13 protein-coding genes, 3 rRNA genes and 1 riboswitch are annotated in these 20,244 nt (G+C 66.7%); of the genes, 14 read left to right on the top strand and 2 right to left on the bottom strand.

What is annotated here, in order from left to right:
* Positions 1-479 precede the first annotated feature (479 nt).
* The 13 genes from ACJ9NR_RS06800 to ACJ9NR_RS06740 all read left to right on the top strand — a co-directional run bounded on the left by ACJ9NR_RS06800 (position 480) and on the right by ACJ9NR_RS06740 (position 16,107).
* Positions 480-2,005, top strand: a 16S ribosomal RNA gene (locus tag ACJ9NR_RS06800).
* 308 nt (positions 2,006-2,313) lie between these two features.
* Positions 2,314-5,433: ribosomal RNA gene (locus ACJ9NR_RS06795) — 23S ribosomal RNA — on the top strand.
* Between the two features lie 70 nt (positions 5,434-5,503).
* Positions 5,504-5,620: ribosomal RNA gene (gene rrf / locus ACJ9NR_RS06790) — 5S ribosomal RNA — on the top strand.
* The 16S, 23S and 5S rRNA genes sit together here, the layout of an rRNA operon.
* 109 nt (positions 5,621-5,729) lie before the next feature.
* On the top strand, positions 5,730-6,338 hold the full coding sequence (clsA, locus tag ACJ9NR_RS06785; RefSeq protein WP_412489212.1) for a cardiolipin synthase ClsA: 609 nt from the start codon (positions 5,730-5,732) through the stop codon (positions 6,336-6,338).
* A gap of 115 nt (positions 6,339-6,453) precedes the next feature.
* Positions 6,454-8,949, top strand: coding sequence for a sugar phosphate nucleotidyltransferase (locus tag ACJ9NR_RS06780; protein ID WP_412489213.1), 2,496 nt, complete (start codon positions 6,454-6,456; stop codon positions 8,947-8,949).
* Between the two features lie 98 nt (positions 8,950-9,047).
* Positions 9,048-9,962 carry a DUF881 domain-containing protein gene (locus tag ACJ9NR_RS06775; protein WP_412489214.1) on the top strand — a complete coding sequence of 305 codons (915 nt, stop codon included), beginning with the start codon at positions 9,048-9,050 and terminating at the stop codon, positions 9,960-9,962.
* Positions 9,959-10,291 carry a small basic family protein gene (locus ACJ9NR_RS06770; protein ID WP_003988855.1) on the top strand — a complete coding sequence of 111 codons (333 nt, stop codon included), beginning with the start codon at positions 9,959-9,961 and terminating at the stop codon, positions 10,289-10,291. The genes ACJ9NR_RS06775 and ACJ9NR_RS06770 overlap by 4 nt, the downstream gene beginning before the upstream one ends.
* A 5-nt stretch (positions 10,292-10,296) precedes the next feature.
* Positions 10,297-11,292, top strand: coding sequence for a DUF881 domain-containing protein (locus ACJ9NR_RS06765; RefSeq protein ID WP_412489215.1), 996 nt, complete (start codon positions 10,297-10,299; stop codon positions 11,290-11,292).
* 64 nt (positions 11,293-11,356) lie between these two features.
* A complete protein-coding gene (locus tag ACJ9NR_RS06760; RefSeq protein ID WP_412489216.1) occupies positions 11,357-12,262 on the top strand; it encodes a zinc-ribbon and FHA domain-containing protein in 906 nt (301 codons plus the stop codon).
* A gap of 43 nt (positions 12,263-12,305) precedes the next feature.
* Complete coding sequence (ftsR, locus tag ACJ9NR_RS06755; RefSeq protein ID WP_412489217.1) at positions 12,306-13,040, top strand: transcriptional regulator FtsR; 735 nt, start codon at positions 12,306-12,308, stop codon at positions 13,038-13,040.
* 126 nt (positions 13,041-13,166) lie between these two features.
* Positions 13,167-13,640 carry a bifunctional nuclease family protein gene (locus ACJ9NR_RS06750; RefSeq protein WP_067026588.1) on the top strand — a complete coding sequence of 158 codons (474 nt, stop codon included), beginning with the start codon at positions 13,167-13,169 and terminating at the stop codon, positions 13,638-13,640.
* A gap of 315 nt (positions 13,641-13,955) precedes the next feature.
* Complete coding sequence (locus tag ACJ9NR_RS06745; RefSeq protein ID WP_412489218.1) at positions 13,956-14,639, top strand: MerR family transcriptional regulator; 684 nt, start codon at positions 13,956-13,958, stop codon at positions 14,637-14,639.
* Between the two features lie 79 nt (positions 14,640-14,718).
* The gene (locus ACJ9NR_RS06740; protein WP_412489219.1) at positions 14,719-16,107 is read left to right on the top strand and encodes a DNA polymerase IV; all 1,389 of its coding nucleotides are present in this window, start codon (positions 14,719-14,721) and stop codon (positions 16,105-16,107) included.
* Here ACJ9NR_RS06740 and ACJ9NR_RS06735 read toward each other — a convergent pair whose 3' ends face one another.
* Positions 16,108-16,485 (bottom strand): PRC-barrel domain-containing protein, encoded by a 378-nt coding sequence (locus ACJ9NR_RS06735; protein ID WP_412489220.1) that lies wholly within the window; start codon positions 16,483-16,485, stop codon positions 16,108-16,110.
* A 113-nt stretch (positions 16,486-16,598) separates the two neighbouring features.
* Positions 16,599-16,694, top strand: a riboswitch (glycine riboswitch).
* A 175-nt stretch (positions 16,695-16,869) separates the two neighbouring features.
* Between ACJ9NR_RS06735 and gcvP the strand changes: the two genes are divergently transcribed.
* Complete coding sequence (gene gcvP / locus ACJ9NR_RS06730) at positions 16,870-19,755, top strand: aminomethyl-transferring glycine dehydrogenase (RefSeq protein WP_412489221.1); 2,886 nt, start codon at positions 16,870-16,872, stop codon at positions 19,753-19,755.
* A 66-nt stretch (positions 19,756-19,821) separates the two neighbouring features.
* Here gcvP and ACJ9NR_RS06725 read toward each other — a convergent pair whose 3' ends face one another.
* Positions 19,822-20,241 (bottom strand): TOBE domain-containing protein, encoded by a 420-nt coding sequence (locus tag ACJ9NR_RS06725; protein ID WP_412489222.1) that lies wholly within the window; start codon positions 20,239-20,241, stop codon positions 19,822-19,824.
* Positions 20,242-20,244: the final 3 nt, after the last annotated feature.

The raw sequence follows: 20,244 nt of genomic DNA, 5'->3' as shown, positions 1-20,244 counted from the left end.
GAACTGCGCGTTCCGTAGGGAAGATACCGGCTAGTGGTCTAGACCACCACCCCGATCGATTTGCACCCGCTTCCCGGCCCCGTGTACAGTCGTACTCCTGCTTGAGACCGAGTGGCGCGACCAAGCGTCCTTGATCAGCAGCACTCATACTCGTTCAGATCCTATCCCGGGGTCACTTTCTGCATGCCCGCAGGAGAGTGGTCAGGGGGACGGAAAAACACTGATAGAGTCGGAAGCGTAAGACCGAAGGGAAGCGCCCGGAGGAAAGCCCGAGAGGGTGAGTACGAAGGAAGCGTCCGTTCCTTGAGAACTCAACAGCGTGCCAAAAGTCAACGCCAGATATGTTGATACCCCGTCTCCGGCCATACGGTCGGGGCGAGGTTCCTTTGAAAAAATACACAGCGAGGACGCTGTGTGCGGGGGGATTATTCCTCCTCTCGCACCGCTCTCGTGTGTGTCGCCCCGATGACGGGGAAGCATTCACGGAGAGTTTGATCCTGGCTCAGGACGAACGCTGGCGGCGTGCTTAACACATGCAAGTCGAACGATGAACCACTTCGGTGGGGAAGAGTGGCGAACGGGTGAGTAACACGTGGGCAATCTGCCCTGCACTCTGGGACAAGCCCTGGAAACGGGGTCTAATACCGGATACAACCGCTGACCGCATGGTCGGGTGGTGGAAAGCTCCGGCGGTGCAGGATGAGCCCGCGGCCTATCAGCTTGTTGGTGAGGTAATGGCTCACCAAGGCGACGACGGGTAGCCGGCCTGAGAGGGCGACCGGCCACACTGGGACTGAGACACGGCCCAGACTCCTACGGGAGGCAGCAGTGGGGAATATTGCACAATGGGCGCAAGCCTGATGCAGCGACGCCGCGTGAGGGATGACGGCCTTCGGGTTGTAAACCTCTTTCAGCAGGGAAGAAGCGCAAGTGACGGTACCTGCAGAAGAAGCGCCGGCTAACTACGTGCCAGCAGCCGCGGTAATACGTAGGGCGCAAGCGTTGTCCGGAATTATTGGGCGTAAAGAGCTCGTAGGCGGCTTGTCGCGTCGGTTGTGAAAGCCCGGGGCTTAACCCCGGGTCTGCAGTCGATACGGGCAGGCTAGAGTTCGGTAGGGGAGATCGGAATTCCTGGTGTAGCGGTGAAATGCGCAGATATCAGGAGGAACACCGGTGGCGAAGGCGGATCTCTGGGCCGATACTGACGCTGAGGAGCGAAAGCGTGGGGAGCGAACAGGATTAGATACCCTGGTAGTCCACGCCGTAAACGGTGGGCACTAGGTGTGGGCGGCATTCCACGTCGTCCGTGCCGCAGCTAACGCATTAAGTGCCCCGCCTGGGGAGTACGGCCGCAAGGCTAAAACTCAAAGGAATTGACGGGGGCCCGCACAAGCGGCGGAGCATGTGGCTTAATTCGACGCAACGCGAAGAACCTTACCAAGGCTTGACATACACCGGAAACGGCCGGAGACGGTCGCCCCCTTGTGGTCGGTGTACAGGTGGTGCATGGCTGTCGTCAGCTCGTGTCGTGAGATGTTGGGTTAAGTCCCGCAACGAGCGCAACCCTTGTCCCGTGTTGCCAGCAGGCCCTTGTGGTGCTGGGGACTCACGGGAGACCGCCGGGGTCAACTCGGAGGAAGGTGGGGACGACGTCAAGTCATCATGCCCCTTATGTCTTGGGCTGCACACGTGCTACAATGGCCGGTACAATGAGCTGCGATACCGTGAGGTGGAGCGAATCTCAAAAAGCCGGTCTCAGTTCGGATTGGGGTCTGCAACTCGACCCCATGAAGTCGGAGTCGCTAGTAATCGCAGATCAGCAGTGCTGCGGTGAATACGTTCCCGGGCCTTGTACACACCGCCCGTCACGTCACGAAAGTCGGTAACACCCGAAGCCGGTGGCCCAACCCCTTGTGGGAGGGAGCTGTCGAAGGTGGGACTGGCGATTGGGACGAAGTCGTAACAAGGTAGCCGTACCGGAAGGTGCGGCTGGATCACCTCCTTTCTAAGGAGCATCTTGCTGCCGCAGAGCAGCCAGAGCCACTACGCCGGCAAACGTCCGGCGGTGGTCAGCTCATGGGTGGAACGTTGACTACTCGGCCGGGACCTCGGGTCGGAGGCTGCTAGTACTGCTCGCAAGAGCGTGGAACGCATGATCTCCGGACGGGACCTGGCCGGGCACGCTGTTGGGTGTCTGAGGGTACGGCCGTGAGGCTGCCTTCAGGTGCCGGCCCCGGTAAAAATCCGCGTGAGTGGGTTGTGACGGGTGGTTGGTCGTTGTTTGAGAACTGCACAGTGGACGCGAGCATCTGTGGCCAAGTTTTTAAGGGCGCACGGTGGATGCCTTGGCACCAGGAACCGATGAAGGACGTGGGAGGCCGCGATAGGCCCCGGGGAGTCGTCAACCAGGCTTTGATCCGGGGGTGTCCGAATGGGGAAACCCGGCAGTCGTCATGGGCTGTCACCCGCTGCTGAACACATAGGCAGTGTGGAGGGAACGCGGGGAAGTGAAACATCTCAGTACCCGCAGGAAGAGAAAACAACCGTGATTCCGGGAGTAGTGGCGAGCGAAACCGGATGAGGCCAAACCGTATACGTGTGAGACCCGGCAGGGGTTGCGTGTGCGGGGTTGTGGGATCTCTCTTCTGTTGTCTGCCGGCGACAGGACGAGTCAGAAACCGTTGATGTAGGCGAAGGACATGCGAAAGGTCCGGCGTAGAGGGTAAGACCCCCGTAGTCGAAACGTCAGCGGCTCGTTTGAGAGACACCCAAGTAGCACGGGGCCCGAGAAATCCCGTGTGAATCTGGCGGGACCACCCGCTAAGCCTAAATATTCCCTGGTGACCGATAGCGGATAGTACCGTGAGGGAATGGTGAAAAGTACCCCGGGAGGGGAGTGAAATAGTACCTGAAACCGTGTGCCTACAAGCCGTGGGAGCGTCGGATGGGAGCTTGCTTCCATCTCGTGACTGCGTGCCTTTTGAAGAATGAGCCTGCGAGTTTGCGGTGTGTTGCGAGGTTAACCCGGGTGGGGTAGCCGTAGCGAAAGCGAGTCCGAAGAGGGCGTTTTAGTAGCATGCTCAAGACCCGAAGCGGAGTGATCTAGCCATGGGCAGGTTGAAGCGGCTGTAAGAGGTCGTGGAGGACCGAACCCACCAGGGTTGAAAACCTGGGGGATGACCTGTGGTTAGGGGTGAAAGGCCAATCAAACTCCGTGATAGCTGGTTCTCCCCGAAATGCATTTAGGTGCAGCGTCGTGTGTTTCTTGCCGGAGGTAGAGCACTGGATAGGCGATGGGCCCTACCGGGTTACTGACCTTAGCCAAACTCCGAATGCCGGTAAGTGAGAGCGCGGCAGTGAGACTGTGGGGGATAAGCTCCATGGTCGAGAGGGAAACAGCCCAGAGCATCGACTAAGGCCCCTAAGCGTACGCTAAGTGGGAAAGGATGTGGAGTCGCAGAGACAACCAGGAGGTTGGCTTAGAAGCAGCCACCCTTGAAAGAGTGCGTAATAGCTCACTGGTCTAGTGATTCCGCGCCGACAATGTAGCGGGGCTCAAGCGTACCGCCGAAGTCGTGTCATTGCAGCATGAGGGTCAACGCCCGCTGTGATGGGTAGGGGAGCGTCGTGTGCCGGGTGAAGCAGCACCGGAAGGTAGTTGTGGACGGTTCACGAGTGAGAATGCAGGCATGAGTAGCGATTCACACGTGAGAAACGTGTGCGCCGATTGACTAAGGGTTCCTGGGTCAAGCTGATCTGCCCAGGGTAAGTCGGGACCTAAGGCGAGGCCGACAGGCGTAGTCGATGGATAACCGGTTGATATTCCGGTACCCGCTGTGAAGCGTCAAACATCGAGCATCGTGATGCTAAGGCCGTGAAGCCGCCCCGGAGCCTTCGGGCGAAGGGGAGTGGTGGAGCCGCCGGACCAAGCGGTTAGTAGGTGAGTGATGGGGTGACGCAGGAAGGTAGTCCAGCCCGGGCGGTGGTTGTCCCGGGGTAAGGGTGTAGGCCGCAAGGTAGGTAAATCCGCCTTGCATACGGCTGAGACCTGATGCCGAGCCGATTGTGGTGAAGTGGATGATCCTATGCTGTCGAGAAAAGCCTCTAGCGAGTTTCATGGCGGCCCGTACCCTAAACCGACTCAGGTGGTCTGGTAGAGAATACCGAGGCGTTCGGGTGAACTATGGTTAAGGAACTCGGCAAAATGCCCCCGTAACTTCGGGAGAAGGGGGGCCACACCTGGTGACGAGTCTTGCACTCCGAGCTGGGGGTGGCCGCAGAGACCAGCGAGAAGCGACTGTTTACTAAAAACACAGGTCCGTGCGAAGCCGTAAGGCGATGTATACGGACTGACGCCTGCCCGGTGCTGGAACGTTAAGGGGACCGGTTAGTCCGATTTCGGTCGGGCGAAGCTGAGAACTTAAGCGCCAGTAAACGGCGGTGGTAACTATAACCATCCTAAGGTAGCGAAATTCCTTGTCGGGTAAGTTCCGACCTGCACGAATGGCGTAACGACTTCTCGACTGTCTCAACCATAGGCCCGGTGAAATTGCACTACGAGTAAAGATGCTCGTTTCGCGCAGCAGGACGGAAAGACCCCGGGACCTTTACTACAGTTTGATATTGGTGTTCGGTTCGGCTTGTGTAGGATAGCTGGGAGACTTTGAGACGCGGACGCCAGTTCGTGTGGAGTCGTCGTTGAAATACCAGTCTGGTCGTGCTGGATGTCTAACCTGGGTCCGTGATCCGGATCAGGGACAGTGTCTGATGGGTAGTTTAACTGGGGCGGTTGCCTCCTAAAGGGTAACGGAGGCGCCCAAAGGTTCCCTCAGCCTGGTTGGCAATCAGGTGTTGAGTGTAAGTGCACAAGGGAGCTTGACTGTGAGACCGACGGGTCGAGCAGGGACGAAAGTCGGGACTAGTGATCCGGCGGTGGCTTGTGGAAGCGCCGTCGCTCAACGGATAAAAGGTACCCCGGGGATAACAGGCTGATCTTCCCCAAGAGTCCATATCGACGGGATGGTTTGGCACCTCGATGTCGGCTCGTCGCATCCTGGGGCTGGAGTCGGTCCCAAGGGTTGGGCTGTTCGCCCATTAAAGCGGTACGCGAGCTGGGTTTAGAACGTCGTGAGACAGTTCGGTCCCTATCCGCTGTGCGCGTAGGAGTCTTGAGAAGGGCTGTCCCTAGTACGAGAGGACCGGGACGGACGAACCTCTGGTGTGCCAGTTGTTCTGCCAAGGGCATGGCTGGTTGGCTACGTTCGGGAGGGATAACCGCTGAAAGCATCTAAGCGGGAAGCCTGCTTCGAGATGAGGACTCCCACCTCTATAAGAGGGTAAGGCTCCCAGTAGACGACTGGGTTGATAGGCCGGATCTGGAAGCCAGGTGACTGGTGGAGGTGACCGGTACTAATAGGCCGAGGGCTTGTCCTCAGTTGCTCGCGTCCACTGTGTTTGTTCTGAGGCAACGACCGTGTGGTGTCCGGTTGTAACTTCATAGTGTTTCGGTGGTTATAGCGTGAGGGAAACGCCCGGTTACATTCCGAACCCGGAAGCTAAGCCTTACAGCGCCGATGGTACTGCAGGGGGGACCCTGTGGGAGAGTAGGACGCCGCCGAACTACCTTTAGAGCTCTGGCTCTTGGGCACACAGCCCGAGAGCCAGAGCTTTTTTGCGTTGAGGTAGGGTCAGGGGGCATCGTTGGCACGTTTCCCACAGGAGGCCCCCGGGTGGAGGTCCAGGAGACCCGCGTCCAGACGGACCGGGTGCTCACCATCCCCAATGTCCTCAGCATGGCGCGCCTCGTCGGCGTGCCGGTCTTCCTGTGGCTGATCCTGAGGCCTGAGTTCGGAGGGCCCAAGAGTGACGGGTGGGCGCTGCTGGTGCTCGCTCTCAGCGGAGTCAGTGACTATCTGGACGGCAAGCTCGCGCGGCGCTGGAATCAGATCAGCAGCCTCGGCCGGCTTCTCGACCCCGCCGCCGACCGGCTTTACATTCTCTCGACACTGGTGGGCCTCACCTGGCGCGAGATTCTGCCCCTCTGGTTGACGGCTGTACTTCTCGCGCGCGAGCTGGTCCTGCTGGTGATGGTCGGCATCCTCAGACGTCATGGCTATCCGCCACCGCAGGTGAACTTCCTGGGGAAGGCGGCTACCTTCAACCTGATGTATGCCTTCCCGTTGCTCCTGCTCAGTGACGGAACTGGATGGATCTCGTCACTCGCTGCTATTTTCGGATGGGCGTTCGCAGGGTGGGGTACAACCCTCTACTGGTGGGCAGGAGTCCTCTACGTGATACAAGTCCGCCGCCTGGTCCGTGCGGACGCTGTGGCCGATTGAACTCGCCCATTGCCCCGGCCGTAGTGGCTCGATGGCCCTTGGCTCAAAAGTGCGGGACAATCAGGGCGGGTGAAGTCGGCCAGACCGTCGTCTCTTTGAGGAGGACGTTTCCGACATGAAGGCCGTCGTGATGGCCGGAGGCGAAGGCACGCGCCTTCGCCCCATGACCTCAAGCATGCCCAAGCCGCTCCTGCCCGTGGCCAACCGCCCGATCATGGAGCACGTGCTGCGGCTGCTGAAAAGGCATGGGCTGACCGAGACCGTTGTCACCGTCCAGTTCCTGGCCTCATTGGTCAAGAACTACTTCGGTGACGGCGAAGAGCTCGGAATGGAGCTCTCCTATGCCAACGAGGAGAAGCCACTCGGTACTGCCGGAAGCGTCAAGAACGCCGAGGAGGCGTTGAAGGATGATGCTTTCCTGGTCATCTCCGGTGATGCCCTGACCGACTTCGACCTCACCGACCTGATCAATTTCCACAAGGAAAAGGGCGCGCTCGTCACCGTATGCCTGACGCGCGTGCCCAATCCGCTGGAATTCGGCATCACGATCGTCGACGAAGAGGGCAAGGTCGAGCGCTTCCTGGAGAAGCCGACCTGGGGCCAGGTCTTCTCCGACACCGTGAACACCGGCATTTACGTCATGGAACCCGAGGTCTTCGACTACGTCGAGGCCGATGTGTCCGTCGACTGGTCCGGCGATGTCTTCCCGCAGTTGATGAAGGAGGGCAAGCCGGTATACGGCTATGTCGCGGAGGGATACTGGGAGGACGTCGGTACCCACGAGAGCTATGTGAAGGCACAGGCCGACGTTCTCGAGGGCAAGGTCGACGTGGAGCTCGACGGCTTCGAGATCTCCCCGGGGGTGTGGGTGGCCGAGGGCGCCGAGGTGCATCCCGAAGCCGTGCTCCGCGGTCCGCTCTACATCGGGGACTACGCCAAGGTGGAATCCGGTGCCGAGATTCGCGAGCACACGGTCGTGGGCTCGAACGTGGTCGTCAAGAGCGGGGCCTTTCTGCACAAGGCCGTTGTCCACGACAACGTGTACGTCGGGCAGCACAGCAATCTGCGCGGCTGCGTGGTCGGCAAGAACACCGACATCATGCGGGCCGCCCGGATCGAGGACGGCGCGGTCATCGGCGACGAGTGCCTGATCGGTGAAGAATCGATCGTTCAGGGCAATGTGCGGGTGTACCCGTTCAAGACCATCGAGGCCGGTGCCTTCGTCAACACCTCGGTGATCTGGGAGTCCAGGGGCCAGGCGCACCTCTTCGGCGCCCGTGGTGTCTCCGGGATCCTGAACGTGGAGATCACCCCGGAACTGGCGGTGCGGCTGGCCGGTGCCTACGCGACGACCCTGAAGAAGGGCTCCACCGTCACCACCGCCCGCGACCACTCCCGTGGTGCCCGAGCGCTCAAGCGGGCGGTCATCTCCGCCCTGCAGGCCAGCGCCATCGACGTACGCGACCTGGAGAACGTACCGCTGCCGGTCGCCCGGCAGCAGACCGCGCGGGGCAGTGCCGGCGGGATCATGATCCGCACCACACCCGGGGTGCCGGACTCCGTGGACATCATGTTCTTCGACGGCAACGGCGCCGACCTGTCGCAGGGCAGCCAGCGGAAGCTGGACCGGGTGTTCGCACGGCAGGAGTACCGCCGTGCCTTCCCCGGCGAGATCGGGGACCTGCACTTCCCGTCGAGCGTCTTCGACTCGTACACCGGGTCGCTGCTGCGCAACGTCGACACGACCGGCATCAGCGAGTCCGGCCTGAAGGTCGTCGTCGACGCGACGAACGGAAGCGCCGGCCTGGTGCTGCCCAGCCTGCTCGGCAAGCTCGGCGTGGACTCGCTGACCATCAACCCCGGGCTCGACGAGTCGCGGCCCACCGAGACCGCCGATGTGCGGCGGTCGGGGCTGGTACGGCTCGGTGAGATCGTGGCCTCGTCGCGGGCCGCCTTCGGCGTGCGGTTCGACCCCGTCGGGGAGCGCCTGTCGCTGGTCGACGAGAAGGGGCGGATCGTCGAGGACGACCGGGCACTGCTCGTCATGCTCGACCTGGTGGCCGCGGAGCGGCGCAGCGGGCGGGTGGCGCTGCCGGTGACCACGACCAGGATCGCCGAACAGGTGGCGGCGTACCACGGCACGCAGGTGGACTGGACGACGACGTCGCCCGACGACCTGACGCGGGTCGGCGGCGACGACTCGACCATCTTCGGCGGGGACGGCAAGGGCGGCTTCATCGTCCCGGAGTTCAGCAGCGTCTTCGACGGTACGGCCGCCTTCGTGCGGCTCATCGGACTGGTGGCTCGGACGCAGCTCACGCTCAGCCAGATCGACGCCCGGATTCCGCGGGCGCACGTCCTCAAGCGGGATCTCGCGACTCCGTGGGCCGTCAAGGGACTGGTGATGCGGCGCGTGGTCGAGGCGGCCGGAGACCGCTTCGTGGACACCACCGACGGCGTGCGGGTGGTGGAGACCGACGGTCGCTGGGTGATGGTGCTGCCCGACCCGGCCGAGGCGGTCACCCACCTGTGGGCGGAAGGCCCGGACGACTCCTCCGCGCAGGCCCTGCTGGACGAGTGGGCGGCGGTCGTGGACAGCGCCGGCCGCTGAGAAGCGCAGTACGCGTACGTGCCGGACAGGTGCCTCCAACGGGGCCTGTCCGGCACGCCGGTGGGGCCATTCGGAGGTATCGCCGGCGACATGCGACGATGTGCGGCATGCCGCAGCAGCCCCCCGTTCGGAGCACACCCACGCGACCCCCGCGCCCGGACGCCTCCATGTCGCTGCTCACCAACGTCATGGACCACAGCCTCGACGAAGGCTACGCGGAGGCGGCCGCCCGGAAGAAGGCCGCGGGCGCGGCTGGCCTGCCGAAGACCCTGCGGGCCAAGATCGGTCTCGCGGCCGGGCTGGTGCTCGCGGCTCTCGTCGTCACCATGGGAGCGGCGCAGGCGCGCGTGGCGGCTCCCACCGTCGCCAAGGAGCGCCAGGAGCTGGTCGACCGCATCGACCGGGAGACCGCGGCGGCGGACAAGCTGGAGGCGTCCGTCGACACACTGCGCGATGACGTGAGCGCGCGGCAGCGGGCGGCGCTGAAGAAGAGCGGCGGCGGGGACAAGAGCGAGCTGGTCGGCATCCTGTCGGGGGCGGTCGAGGTGCACGGCCCCGGCGTGAAGCTGGTCGTGAACGACGCCAAGGAAGCCACCAGCGGCGGCAACGGGAACCCGCGCGAGACCTCGGACTTCTCCGACACCGGGCGGGTGCGCGACCGCGACATGCAGCGCGTGGTCAACGGCCTGTGGGAGTCGGGCGCCGAGGCCATCTCGATCAACGGCCGGCGGCTGACGGCGCTGTCGGCGATCAGGGCCGCGGGCGACGCCATACTGGTCGACAACAAGCCGCTGGTCCCGCCCTACACGGTGCTGGCCGTCGGCAACGGCAAGCAGCTGAGCGCCAGGTTCCAGGACAGCGCCGACGGGCTGTATCTGCATGCCCTGCAAGACAACTACGGCATCCGGAACAGCATCTCCGTGGAGAGCGACCTCCGGCTGCCGGCCGCACCGAGTGTGATCGTACGTACCGCACAGCCGAACACCGAGAAATCTGGGAAGGGCACATCGTGATCGCCGTACTGGGCCTCGTCGTGGGAGTCGTGGCAGGACTGTTGGTCCGGCCTGAGGTTCCGGCGGTCGTCGAGCCTTACCTGCCGATCGCCGTCGTCGCGGCGCTCGACGCCGTCTTCGGTGGTCTGCGGGCCATGCTCGACGGGATCTTCGACGACAAGGTCTTCGTGGTGTCGTTCCTGTCCAACGTGGTCGTGGCCGCGCTGATCGTTTTCCTGGGCGACAAGTTGGGCGTGGGCGCTCAGCTGTCCACGGGTGTCGTCGTCGTGCTCGGCATCCGCATCTTCTCGAACGCCGCGGCGATCCGCCGCCACGTGTTCCGGGCGTGAGGCCGATGAGCGACAAGGGCGAGACGCCGGAGAACAGGCTGCGCAGGGAACTCCCGGAAGAGGTGCCGACGGCGGCCGGTGACGCCGCGCAGGTGCCGGGCAGGGCCCCGGGCACGGCGGAGAAACCCGAGGCCTCCGGGACTCCTGATGCCTCCGGGCCTGTTGAGACTTCCGGTTCTTCCGGGACTCGCGGTCCTTCCGGGGCCGGCGCCCTTTCCGAGACTTCCGGCTCCTCGGGGACTCCGGGAGCCCCCGGGGCCCCCGGCCACGAGCAGGGCGGACTCACCGGCCGTCAGCGCCTGGTGAAGGGGCTCTGGCCGCCGCGGATCACCCGCGCGCAACTCATCGTCGCCGTCCTGCTGTTCGGACTCGGCTTCGGCCTCGCGATCCAGGTGGCCTCGAACAGCGACAGTGACAGCGCCCTGCGCGGCGCACGCCAGGAGGATCTCGTTCGCATCCTGGATGAACTCGACAACCGTACGCAGCGTCTTGAGGACGAGAAGCAGGGGCTGGTGAAGCAGCGCGACGAGCTGGAGAACAGCTCCGACCAGGCCGAGGAGGCCCGCAAGCAGACCGTCGAGAAGCAGAAGCAACTCGGCATCCTGGCGGGCACGGTGGCCGCCCAGGGGCCCGGCATCACGATGACCATCGAGGACACGAAGGGGACGGTCCAGGCGGACATGCTGCTCGACGCGATCCAGGAACTCCGTGCGGCGGGGGCGGAGGCGATCCAGGTGGACGACGTGCGGATCGTCGCCGGCAGCTATCTCACCGACTCGGGCAAGAGCGTGAGCATCGACGGGAACAAGATCAACGCCCCCTATCGTTTCAAGGTCATCGGCAAGCCGGAGGACCTGGAACCGGCGCTCAACATCCCGGGAGGTGTGGTGCAGACCCTCGAGAAGGAGCAGGCCACCGTCACTGTCGAGCGGTCGGACAAGATCGTCGTGGACGCCTTGCGAGCGGCGAAGCGGCCTGACTACGCTCGGTCGTCCTCCTAGTGAACCGCCGGTGCATGGGGGACGTCCGGCGAGGGCATGAGGTTGCGGGGGGTCGGCGCACCGAATGGGTGGTGCGTGGTGGAAACTGTCTGGTGGATACGGACGTTGTGAAGATGTCCGGGTCGGCCGGTGTATGCAATCAGGGTTCGTCCTGCCCCACGGGCGGGTCTGTTTCGGTCAAGGGGAATCGCCCGTGAAGTTGTTTGCGAAGTTGTTCGGCAAGAGCGCGCGAGAGGACAGCGCCAACGCGACCGCTCGTCATCGCGCACAGCCTGACGCGGAAGGCCGGCGACCGCTCTTCCGGGACCAGGTTCCCGGCCCGGGCGGCGACATTTCCGGAGGTCAGGGCGCGCCGTCTGTTGACCCTGCGCAGTCCGGCGGCATAGGTTTCGGGCAACCGTCAACCTCAAGTACGGGTGGAGGGTTTTCCCCTATGTCGGCCCTGGTGTGCACGAGGTGCGGTAACCGCAACGCGGAGAACAGCCGCTTCTGTTCCAACTGCGGCGCGCCGCTGCGGGCGGGAGGCGCCGCCGAGCGGCCTTCGGAGACGACGTCCACGATCTCCATCTCCGGAATCGAGGCCTACGACGCGGAGACCACGGGCCAGACGCAGATGCCGGCGCTCTCTCCCGAGGCTCAGGCGGCCGTGGACGCGCTGCCGATGGGCTCCGCGCTCCTGGTCGTGCGGCGTGGACCGAACTCGGGCAGCCGCTTCCTGCTGGACGGCGATCTGACGACGGCCGGACGCCATCCGCAGAGCGACATCTTCCTGGACGATGTGACGGTCTCCCGACGCCACGTGGAGTTCCGCCGCGGCGCGGACGGCTCGTTCACGGTGGCCGACGTGGGCAGTCTGAACGGCACGTACGTCAACCGCGAGCGGATCGACCAGGTCGGTCTGAACAACGGCGACGAGGTGCAGATCGGCAAGTACCGGCTGGTTTTCTACGCGAGCCAGCAGGGCTACTGACCAGGCCCCCGGAGACGTTCCTGGGGCCCCACAGGGAATGGCCATGCTGCGAACACCGAGCGGCGGTGCCGGTCACGGTACCGCCGCCACGGACAGTCTGATGAGCATCGGCACGGTGCTGAACGTGCTGCGCGACGAGTTCCCCGAAGTCACGATCTCCAAGATCAGGTTCCTGGAGTCCGAGGGGCTCATCGAGCCCCGGCGCACCCCGTCGGGGTACCGCAAGTTCAGCCCGGACGACGTCGAGCGCCTCGCCTACGTGCTGAGGATGCAGCGGGACCACTACCTGCCCCTCAAGGTGATCCGCGAGCACCTGGACGCCATGGAGCGCGGTGAGGCGGTACGCCTGCCCGCCGTGGGGCGGCAGCGGGACGGCGAGCCCCTGGTGGAGGCGCCCGTGGGCCCCACGGCGGCCCGGATCGGGCGGGGTGAGCTGATCGCGGCCGCCGGGATCGGTGAGCGGCAGCTCGAGGAGTGGGAGTCGTACGGGCTCCTCGCCCCGCAGCCGGACGGGACGTACGACGCGGAGGCGGTGACCGTGGCGTCGCTCGTCGTGGAGCTCGGACGCTTCGGGATCGAGCCGCGGCACCTGAGAGCCATGAAGGGCGCCGCCGAGCGTGAGGCGGGCCTCGTGGACCAGGTGGTGGCCCCGCTGAAGCGCCACCGCAACCCGCAGACCAGGGCACACGCCGAAGCCCGCACGAAGGAGCTGGCGGCGCTCACGGTGAAGCTGCACGCCGCGCTCGTGCAGACCGCGCTCGGTGTGCGACTGCCCTGATCCGCTGTGCGACTGCCTTGATCCGGTGCGTGACGGCCCTGATACCGCCCGCGAGCGCAGGCCGGATCGTCCCCCCGTTGTCTGCCCGACTACCCAAACGTCCCGGGCACGTCCTAGGGTTACTGTGTGAACGAGCTCGATGTCGTAGGTGTCCGGGTCGAAATGCCCTCCAACCAGCCGATCGTGCTCCTGCGTGAAGTGGGAGGCGACCGCTACCTCCCCATCTGGATCGGGCCGGGCGAGGCGACGGCGATCGCCTTCGCCCAGCAGGGCATGGCCCCCGCGCGACCGCTGACCCACGATCTCTTCAAGGACGTGCTGGAGGCCGTCGGTCAGGAGCTCACCGAGGTGCGCATCACCGACCTGCGCGAAGGCGTCTTCTACGCGGAGCTGGTCTTCGCCAGCGGAGTCGAGGTCAGCGCCCGTCCGTCCGACGCCATAGCGCTGGCCCTGCGCACCGGCACGCCGATCTACGGCAGTGACGGCGTGCTCGACGACGCGGGCATCGCCATCCCGGACGAGCAGGAGGACGAGGTGGAGAAGTTCCGCGAGTTCCTCGACCAGATCTCGCCGGAGGACTTCGGGACGAGCAATCAGTGATCGGGACGGGCGGTCGAAGATCGGGACGAGTGGGTCGGTGAGACGTGCGCGGCCCGGCGGCGGGGCCAGGGCCGGTGACGGGGCCGGACGGCGGCCGGGGCGGTACAGCTGCTGTCCTGTGCCGGACCCACGCCGGCGGCCGGTGAGAGCGTCCCACGGCTCCTCGAGAAGCCATTCGGCCAGTCTTTCCCCGTGATCCGGAGCGGGAAACCACTCGTAGGGTGATTATCACTCGGCGTGCCGAGTGTGGCGGTCGTTGACGCACCCCTGGCGGCTGCCTACCGTCGAGGAGGCAGGTCAAGGACGGAGGTCGGCGTGAGAAGTAGCGGCGACGGTACGGCTGGGGGAGCCTCTGGACGCGGTCCGGGGGAGAGCGGTCCGTACCCTCCCCCTGGCTCTCGGCTCCGCTCGGGCGGGGGGTATCCCCAGCAGGGAGGCGCGGCCGAGCACGCTCCGCAGCGACCGGCGGCCGTGCCGAGCGGCGGAGGGGTGGCCCCCATGGCGTCCGAGGAGATCGGCTACCGCGGGCCGACCGCCTGCGCGGCGGCCGGCATCACCTACCGGCAACTGGACTACTGGGCCCGTACCGGGCTCGTCGAGCCGAGCGTGCGGCCCGCCTACGGGTCGGGGACGCAGCGCCTCTACAGCTTCCGCGACGTCGTCGTCCTGAAGATCGTCAAGCGGTTCCTGGACACGGGTGTGTCCCTGCAGAACATCCGCACCGCGGTGCGGCACCTGCGTGAGCGGGGCTTCAGGGACCTCGAGCGCATGACGCTGATGAGCGACGGTGCCACGGTCTACGAGTGCACCTCTCCCGACGAGGTGCACGCACTGCTCCAGGGCGGCCAGGGGATCTTCGGGATCGCCGTCGGCGTGGTCTGGCGGGACGTCGAGAACGCGCTGTCGCAGTTGCACGGTGAGCGGATCGACACCGGCGAGACCCTGATCGGGCACAACCCGGCGGACGAACTGGCGCGGCGGCGCAACCGGGCCGTCTGACGACCCGCCCGGCCGCCTCGCGGCGCGACCGGGCGGCCGTAGGAGGCCATTGTCAGTGGCATGGGGCAGCATCGGACCTGTGAGGAACGCGGCCACGATCCTGCATCTCGACATGGATGCCTTCTACGCCTCGGTGGAGCAGGCATCCAAGCCGAGTCTGCGCGGGAAGGCCGTGATCGTGGGCGGGCTGGGGCCGCGCGGGGTGGTCGCGACCGCCTCGTACGAGGCACGGGTGTTCGGGGTGCGGTCGGCGATGCCCATGGCGCAGGCACGGCGGCTCGCGCCGAACGCCGCCTGTCTGGTGCCACGCTTCGGCTTCTACAAGGCGATCAGCGAGCAGGTCATGGCGTTGCTGCACGCGCTGTCGCCGCTGGTGGAGCCGCTGAGCCTGGACGAGGCCTTCGTGGATCTGGAGGCCGGGGAGGTGGCCTGGGACGACGCGTCGGCCCGCCTGGTGGGGGAGAAGCTGCGGGCGGACATACGCGCCGGGACCGGGCTCACCGGCTCGGTGGGGCTCGCCGCCTCCAAGATGCTCGCGAAGATCGCCTCCGAGGAGGCCAAACCGGACGGTCTGGTGCTGATCGAGCCGGGGACCGAGCGGGCGCTGCTCGGGCCGATGCCGGTACGGACGCTGCCGGGGGTGGGGCCGGCGACGGGGGACCACCTCAGACGGGCCGGGATCAGCACCGTCGACGAGATCGCCGAGGCGGGCGAGGACGAGCTCGTGCGGCTGCTGGGCAGGGCTCATGGGCAGGCGCTGTACGCCATGGCGCTGGCGCACGACGACCGGCCCGTGGTCGCCGAGCGGGAGACCAAGTCGGTGTCGGTCGAGGACACCTACGACGTGGACATCCACGACCGGCTGCGGGTCGGCCTCGAGGTGCAGCGGCTGGCCGACCGGTGTGTGCGGCGGCTGCGCGGCGCCGGACTGTCGGGGAGGACGATCGTGCTGAAGGTGCGGCGCTACGACTTCTCGACGCTGACGCGTTCCGAGACGCTGCGCGGGCCCACGGACGATCCGGCGGTGGTGCGGGAGGCGGCGGCCCGGCTGCTGGACACGGTGGACACCACGGGCGGGGTGCGGCTGCTCGGGGTCGGGGTCAGCGGGCTCGCGGACTTCACGCAGGAGGACCTGTTCGCGCAGGCAGCGGGGGAGCGGGCGGAGCGGGCGGCGGCGGAGGGGACGGCGCAGCCGGTGGAGGCGGAGCCGGCGGACGAACCCGCGGAGGCGGAGCCGGTGCCGGCCGAGCGGCGCTGGCCTTCGGGGCACGACGTGCGGCACGGCGAGTTCGGGCACGGATGGGTGCAGGGCAGTGGCCTGGGACGGGTCACGGTGCGGTTCGAGACGCCCGGTTCACCACCCGGGCGGGTGCGGACGTTCAGGACCGACGACCCCGGTCTCGAGCCGGCGGATCCGCTGCCTCTGGTGGCGCGGGGGCCCGGCACCACCTTCGCCGAGGTGTCCTAGCTAGGCGTCGGCGTCCCCGGTGCCCGCGAGCTTGCCGAAGGAGCGGTCCGGGGCGGAGGGAGGCGTGGTGGTGTCGAGGCCGTAGTGGTGGTAGAGCTGCAGCTCCTGCTCCGGGGAGAGGTGACGGCCGACGCCGAAGTCCGGGGCGTCCTTGATCAGGGTGCGGTCGAAGGGGACCTGCAGGGTTCCCTCGACCAGTTCGCTGGGTGCCAGGGGGACGAAGGCGTCCCGGGAGAACAGGCCGGTGCGTATGGCCGCCCACTCCGGCACCCCGGTCGCGTCGTCGAGGTAGACCTCGTCGACGGTGCCGAGCTTGACGCCGTTGCGGTCGAACGCCTTGCGGCCGATCAGGTTGCGCGGATCGATCTCGGTCTGCACGGTCCCTCCACTTGGTCGCAACTCATCCGTAAGCACTACAAAAGAGCACAACGGCCGAGGTGGCCACTCGAAGGACCGGCCTTTGTGCGCGCTGGTAGGCTGACAACGGCTGCTGACCCCGTGCGGGAGAGTCCTCCAGGCGACATCGGAGGCGCCGAAGGAGCAAATCCTCCCCGGAATCTCTCAGGCACACGTACCGCGCGGACGAGGTCACTCTGGAAAGCAGGGCGGGTGTCGACGGCTTCCGCTCTCACCGACGGTGAAAGCCGGGAGCTCTCGGGCGACCCGGTGAAGCTCTCAGGTTGAGATGACAGAGGGGGAGGCCGTCCGGGTACCCGCGCCGTGGTGCCCCTCGAAGGTCGTGTCGACCAGGAGGCCTCCGCAATGACCCCGCATCGCATTCCGCTCACCGAGCTGGAGAAGGGGATTCCCTTCGAACAGCGTCACATCGGCCCCGACCACGAGGCCCGGGCCAAGATGCTCGCGCAGGTCGGCTACGGCTCGCTGGACGAGCTCACGGCCGCCGCGGTCCCGGACGTGATCAAGAACGCCGACGCCCTGGACCTGCCGGGCGCCCGTACCGAGGCCGAGGTGCTCGCCGAGCTGCGCTCGCTCGCGGACCGCAACCAGGTGCTCGACTCCATGATCGGGCTCGGGTACTACGGCACCTTCACGCCGCCGGTCATCCTGCGCAACGTGATGGAGAACCCGGCCTGGTACACCGCCTACACGCCGTACCAGCCGGAGATCTCGCAGGGCCGGCTCGAGGCGCTGCTGAACTTCCAGACCATGGTCGCCGATCTCACCGGACTGCCCACCTCCGGTGCCTCGCTGCTCGACGAGGGCACGGCCGCCGCCGAGGCCGTGGCGCTGTCCCGGCGCATGGGCAGGAACAAGAAGGGTCTGTTCCTGGTCGACGCGGACGTGCTGCCGCAGACCATCGCCGTGATCGAGACCCGAGCCGAGCCGGCCGGCGTGGAGGTCGTGGTCGCCGACCTCACCGACGGCATCCCGGCCGACGTCGCCGGGCGGGAGATCAACGGCGTGCTGCTGCAGTACCCCGGCGCCTCCGGTGCCGTACGCGACATCAAGCCGCTGATCGACCGGGCGCACGAGCTGGGCGCGCTCGTCACCGTCGCCGCCGACCTGCTCGCGCTGACGCTGCTGAAGTCGCCCGGTGAGCTCGGCGCGGACATCGCCGTCGGCACCACGCAGCGCTTCGGCGTGCCGATGGGCTTCGGCGGGCCGCACGCCGGCTACATGGCGGTGCGCGAGAAGTTCGCGCGCAGCCTCCCCGGGCGGCTCGTGGGCGTCTCCGTGGACGCCGACGGGCACAAGGCCTACCGGCTCGCGCTGCAGACCCGCGAACAGCACATCCGGCGCGAGAAGGCCACCAGCAACATCTGCACCGCGCAGGTGCTGCTCGCCGTCATGGCCGGAATGTACGCCGTCTACCACGGGCCCGACGGTCTGCGGACCATCGCGCGGCGCACCCACCGCTACGCCGTGATCCTCACCGAGGGCCTGCGGGCCGGCGGCGTGGAGACCGTGCACGGCTCCTACTTCGACACGATCACCGCGCGCGTGCCCGGACGCGCCGCCGAGGTCGTGGCCGCCGCGCGGGAGAACGGCGTGAACCTCCGTCTCGTCGACGCCGACCACGTGTCGGTCGCCTGCGACGAGACCACCGGGCGCGCCCAGCTGGCCGCCGTCTGGAGCGCCTTCGGGGCCGAGGGCGACATCGAGGCGCTGGACGCGGCTGCCGGGGACGCGGTCCCGGAGGGCCTGCTGCGCGCCGACGCCGTCCTCACCCACCCCGTCTTCCACCAGCACCGCTCCGAGACCGCGATGCTGCGCTACCTGCGCAGGCTGGCCGACCGGGACTACGCGCTCGACCGCGGCATGATCCCGCTGGGCTCCTGCACCATGAAGCTCAACGCGACCACGGAGATGGAGCCGGTCACCTGGCCCGAGTTCGGGCAGCTGCACCCCTTCGCGCCCGCCGAGCAGGCCGGCGGGTACCTCACGCTCATCCACGAGCTGGAGGAACGGCTCGCCGAGGTCACCGGCTACGACCAGGTGTCGCTGCAGCCCAACGCCGGGTCGCAGGGTGAGCTGGCGGGCCTGCTCGCGGTGCGCGGCTACCACCGGGCCCGGGGCGACGAGCAGCGGACCGTGTGCCTGATCCCCTCGTCGGCGCACGGCACCAACGCCGCCAGCGCCGTCATGGCCGGCATGAGGGTCGTCGTCGTGAAGACCGCCGAGGACGGCGAGATCGACGTCGAGGACCTGCGGGCGAAGATCGAGCAGCACCGTGACGAGCTGGCGGTGCTGATGATCACGTACCCGTCGACGCACGGCGTGTTCGAGGAGCACGTCGCCGACATCTGCGCGCGGGTGCACGAGGCCGGCGGTCAGGTCTACGTCGACGGCGCCAACCTCAACGCCCTGGTGGGGCTCGCCAAGCCGGGCCACTTCGGCGGCGACGTCTCCCACCTCAACCTGCACAAGACGTTCTGCATCCCGCACGGCGGCGGCGGTCCCGGCGTCGGCCCGGTCGGCGTACGGGCACACCTGGCGCCGTACCTGCCCAACCATCCGATGCAGCCGGCCGCGGGTCCGCAGACGGGGGTCGGGCCGGTCTCGGCCGCGCCGTGGGGCAGCGCGGGCATCCTGCCGATCTCGTGGGCGTACGTCCGGCTCATGGGCGGCGAGGGGCTGAAGCGGGCCACGCAGGTGGCCGTGCTGTCGGCCAACTACATCGCCAAGCGGCTCGAGCCGCACTACCCCGTGCTCTACACCGGCCCCGCCGGGCTGGTCGCGCACGAGTGCATCGTCGACCTGCGGCCGTTGACCAAGGCGACCGGTGTGAGCGTCGATGACATCGCCAAGCGGCTGATCGACTACGGCTTCCACGCGCCGACGATGTCGTTCCCGGTGGCCGGCACGCTGATGATCGAGCCGACCGAGTCCGAGGACCTGACCGAGCTGGACCGGTTCTGCGAGGCGATGATCGCCATTCGCGCGGAGATCGAGAAGGTCGGGGCGGGCGAGTGGCCGGCCGAGGACAACCCGCTGCGGAACGCCCCGCACACCGCCGCCGTGCTCGGTGGCGCATGGGAGCACGCGTACCCGCGCGAGGAGGCCGTCTTCCCGGCCGGGGTGTCCGCCGCCGACAAGTACTGGCCGCCGGTGCGCCGGATCGACCAGGCCTTCGGTGACCGCAACCTGGTCTGCTCCTGCCCGCCGCTGGACGCCTACGAGGACTGAGACCGGGCGCCGGCGCGAGGGCCCCGTTTCGGCGGGGCCCTCGCGCGTCCCGCTGCCGGCCCCCGGTCAGGCGGTCGCGAGCGAGACCTCGGTGGACTTGATCAGGGCGACGACCGCGGAGCCGGTCCCGAGGCCCAGCTCGGTGGCGGCGTCCGTGGTGATCGCGGCGGTCAGCTCGCCTCCGTCGACGGAGACCTTCACGGAGGTCATGGCCGGTCCCGAGGCGACGGCGGTGACCGTGCCCGGCAGCCGATTGCGGATGGAGAGACCCTCGACGGGGGAGGCGGAGAGGGCGATCTCGGTGGACTTCACCAGGGCGCGCACGGCGGAGTCCCGGGTGAGGCCCAGGTCGTTCACGGCTTCCAGCGTGATCGCCGCCGTGATCTCCTGGCCACCGTCGAGGCGGACCTTCACGGTGGCCATGGCCTCGCCCCGGGTGATGGCGGTGACCGTGCCGGGGAGCTGGTTGCGGATGCTCAGGGTCATGGC

It is taken from the genome of Streptomyces sediminimaris (assembly GCF_047049295.1).
Taxonomy (GTDB): Bacteria; Actinomycetota; Actinomycetes; order Streptomycetales; family Streptomycetaceae; genus Streptomyces; species Streptomyces sediminimaris.
This window is presented reverse-complemented; position numbering and strand designations above follow the sequence as displayed.

Excerpts from the sequence above, each read along its gene's own strand:
- ACJ9NR_RS06780 (WP_412489213.1), top strand. The coding sequence starts at position 6,454 with ATGAAGGCCGTCGTGATGGCCGGAGGCGAAGGCACGCGCCTTCGCCCC.
- ACJ9NR_RS06775 (WP_412489214.1), top strand. The coding sequence starts at position 9,048 with ATGTGCGGCATGCCGCAGCAGCCCCCCGTTCGGAGCACACCCACGCGA.
- ACJ9NR_RS06765 (WP_412489215.1), top strand. The coding sequence starts at position 10,297 with ATGAGCGACAAGGGCGAGACGCCGGAGAACAGGCTGCGCAGGGAACTC.
- ACJ9NR_RS06760 (WP_412489216.1), top strand. The coding sequence starts at position 11,357 with ATGGGTGGTGCGTGGTGGAAACTGTCTGGTGGATACGGACGTTGTGAA.
- ftsR (WP_412489217.1), top strand. The coding sequence starts at position 12,306 with ATGCTGCGAACACCGAGCGGCGGTGCCGGTCACGGTACCGCCGCCACG.
- gcvP (WP_412489221.1), top strand. The coding sequence starts at position 16,870 with ATGACCCCGCATCGCATTCCGCTCACCGAGCTGGAGAAGGGGATTCCC.
- ACJ9NR_RS06725 (WP_412489222.1), bottom strand. The coding sequence starts at position 20,241 with ATGACCCTGAGCATCCGCAACCAGCTCCCCGGCACGGTCACCGCCATC.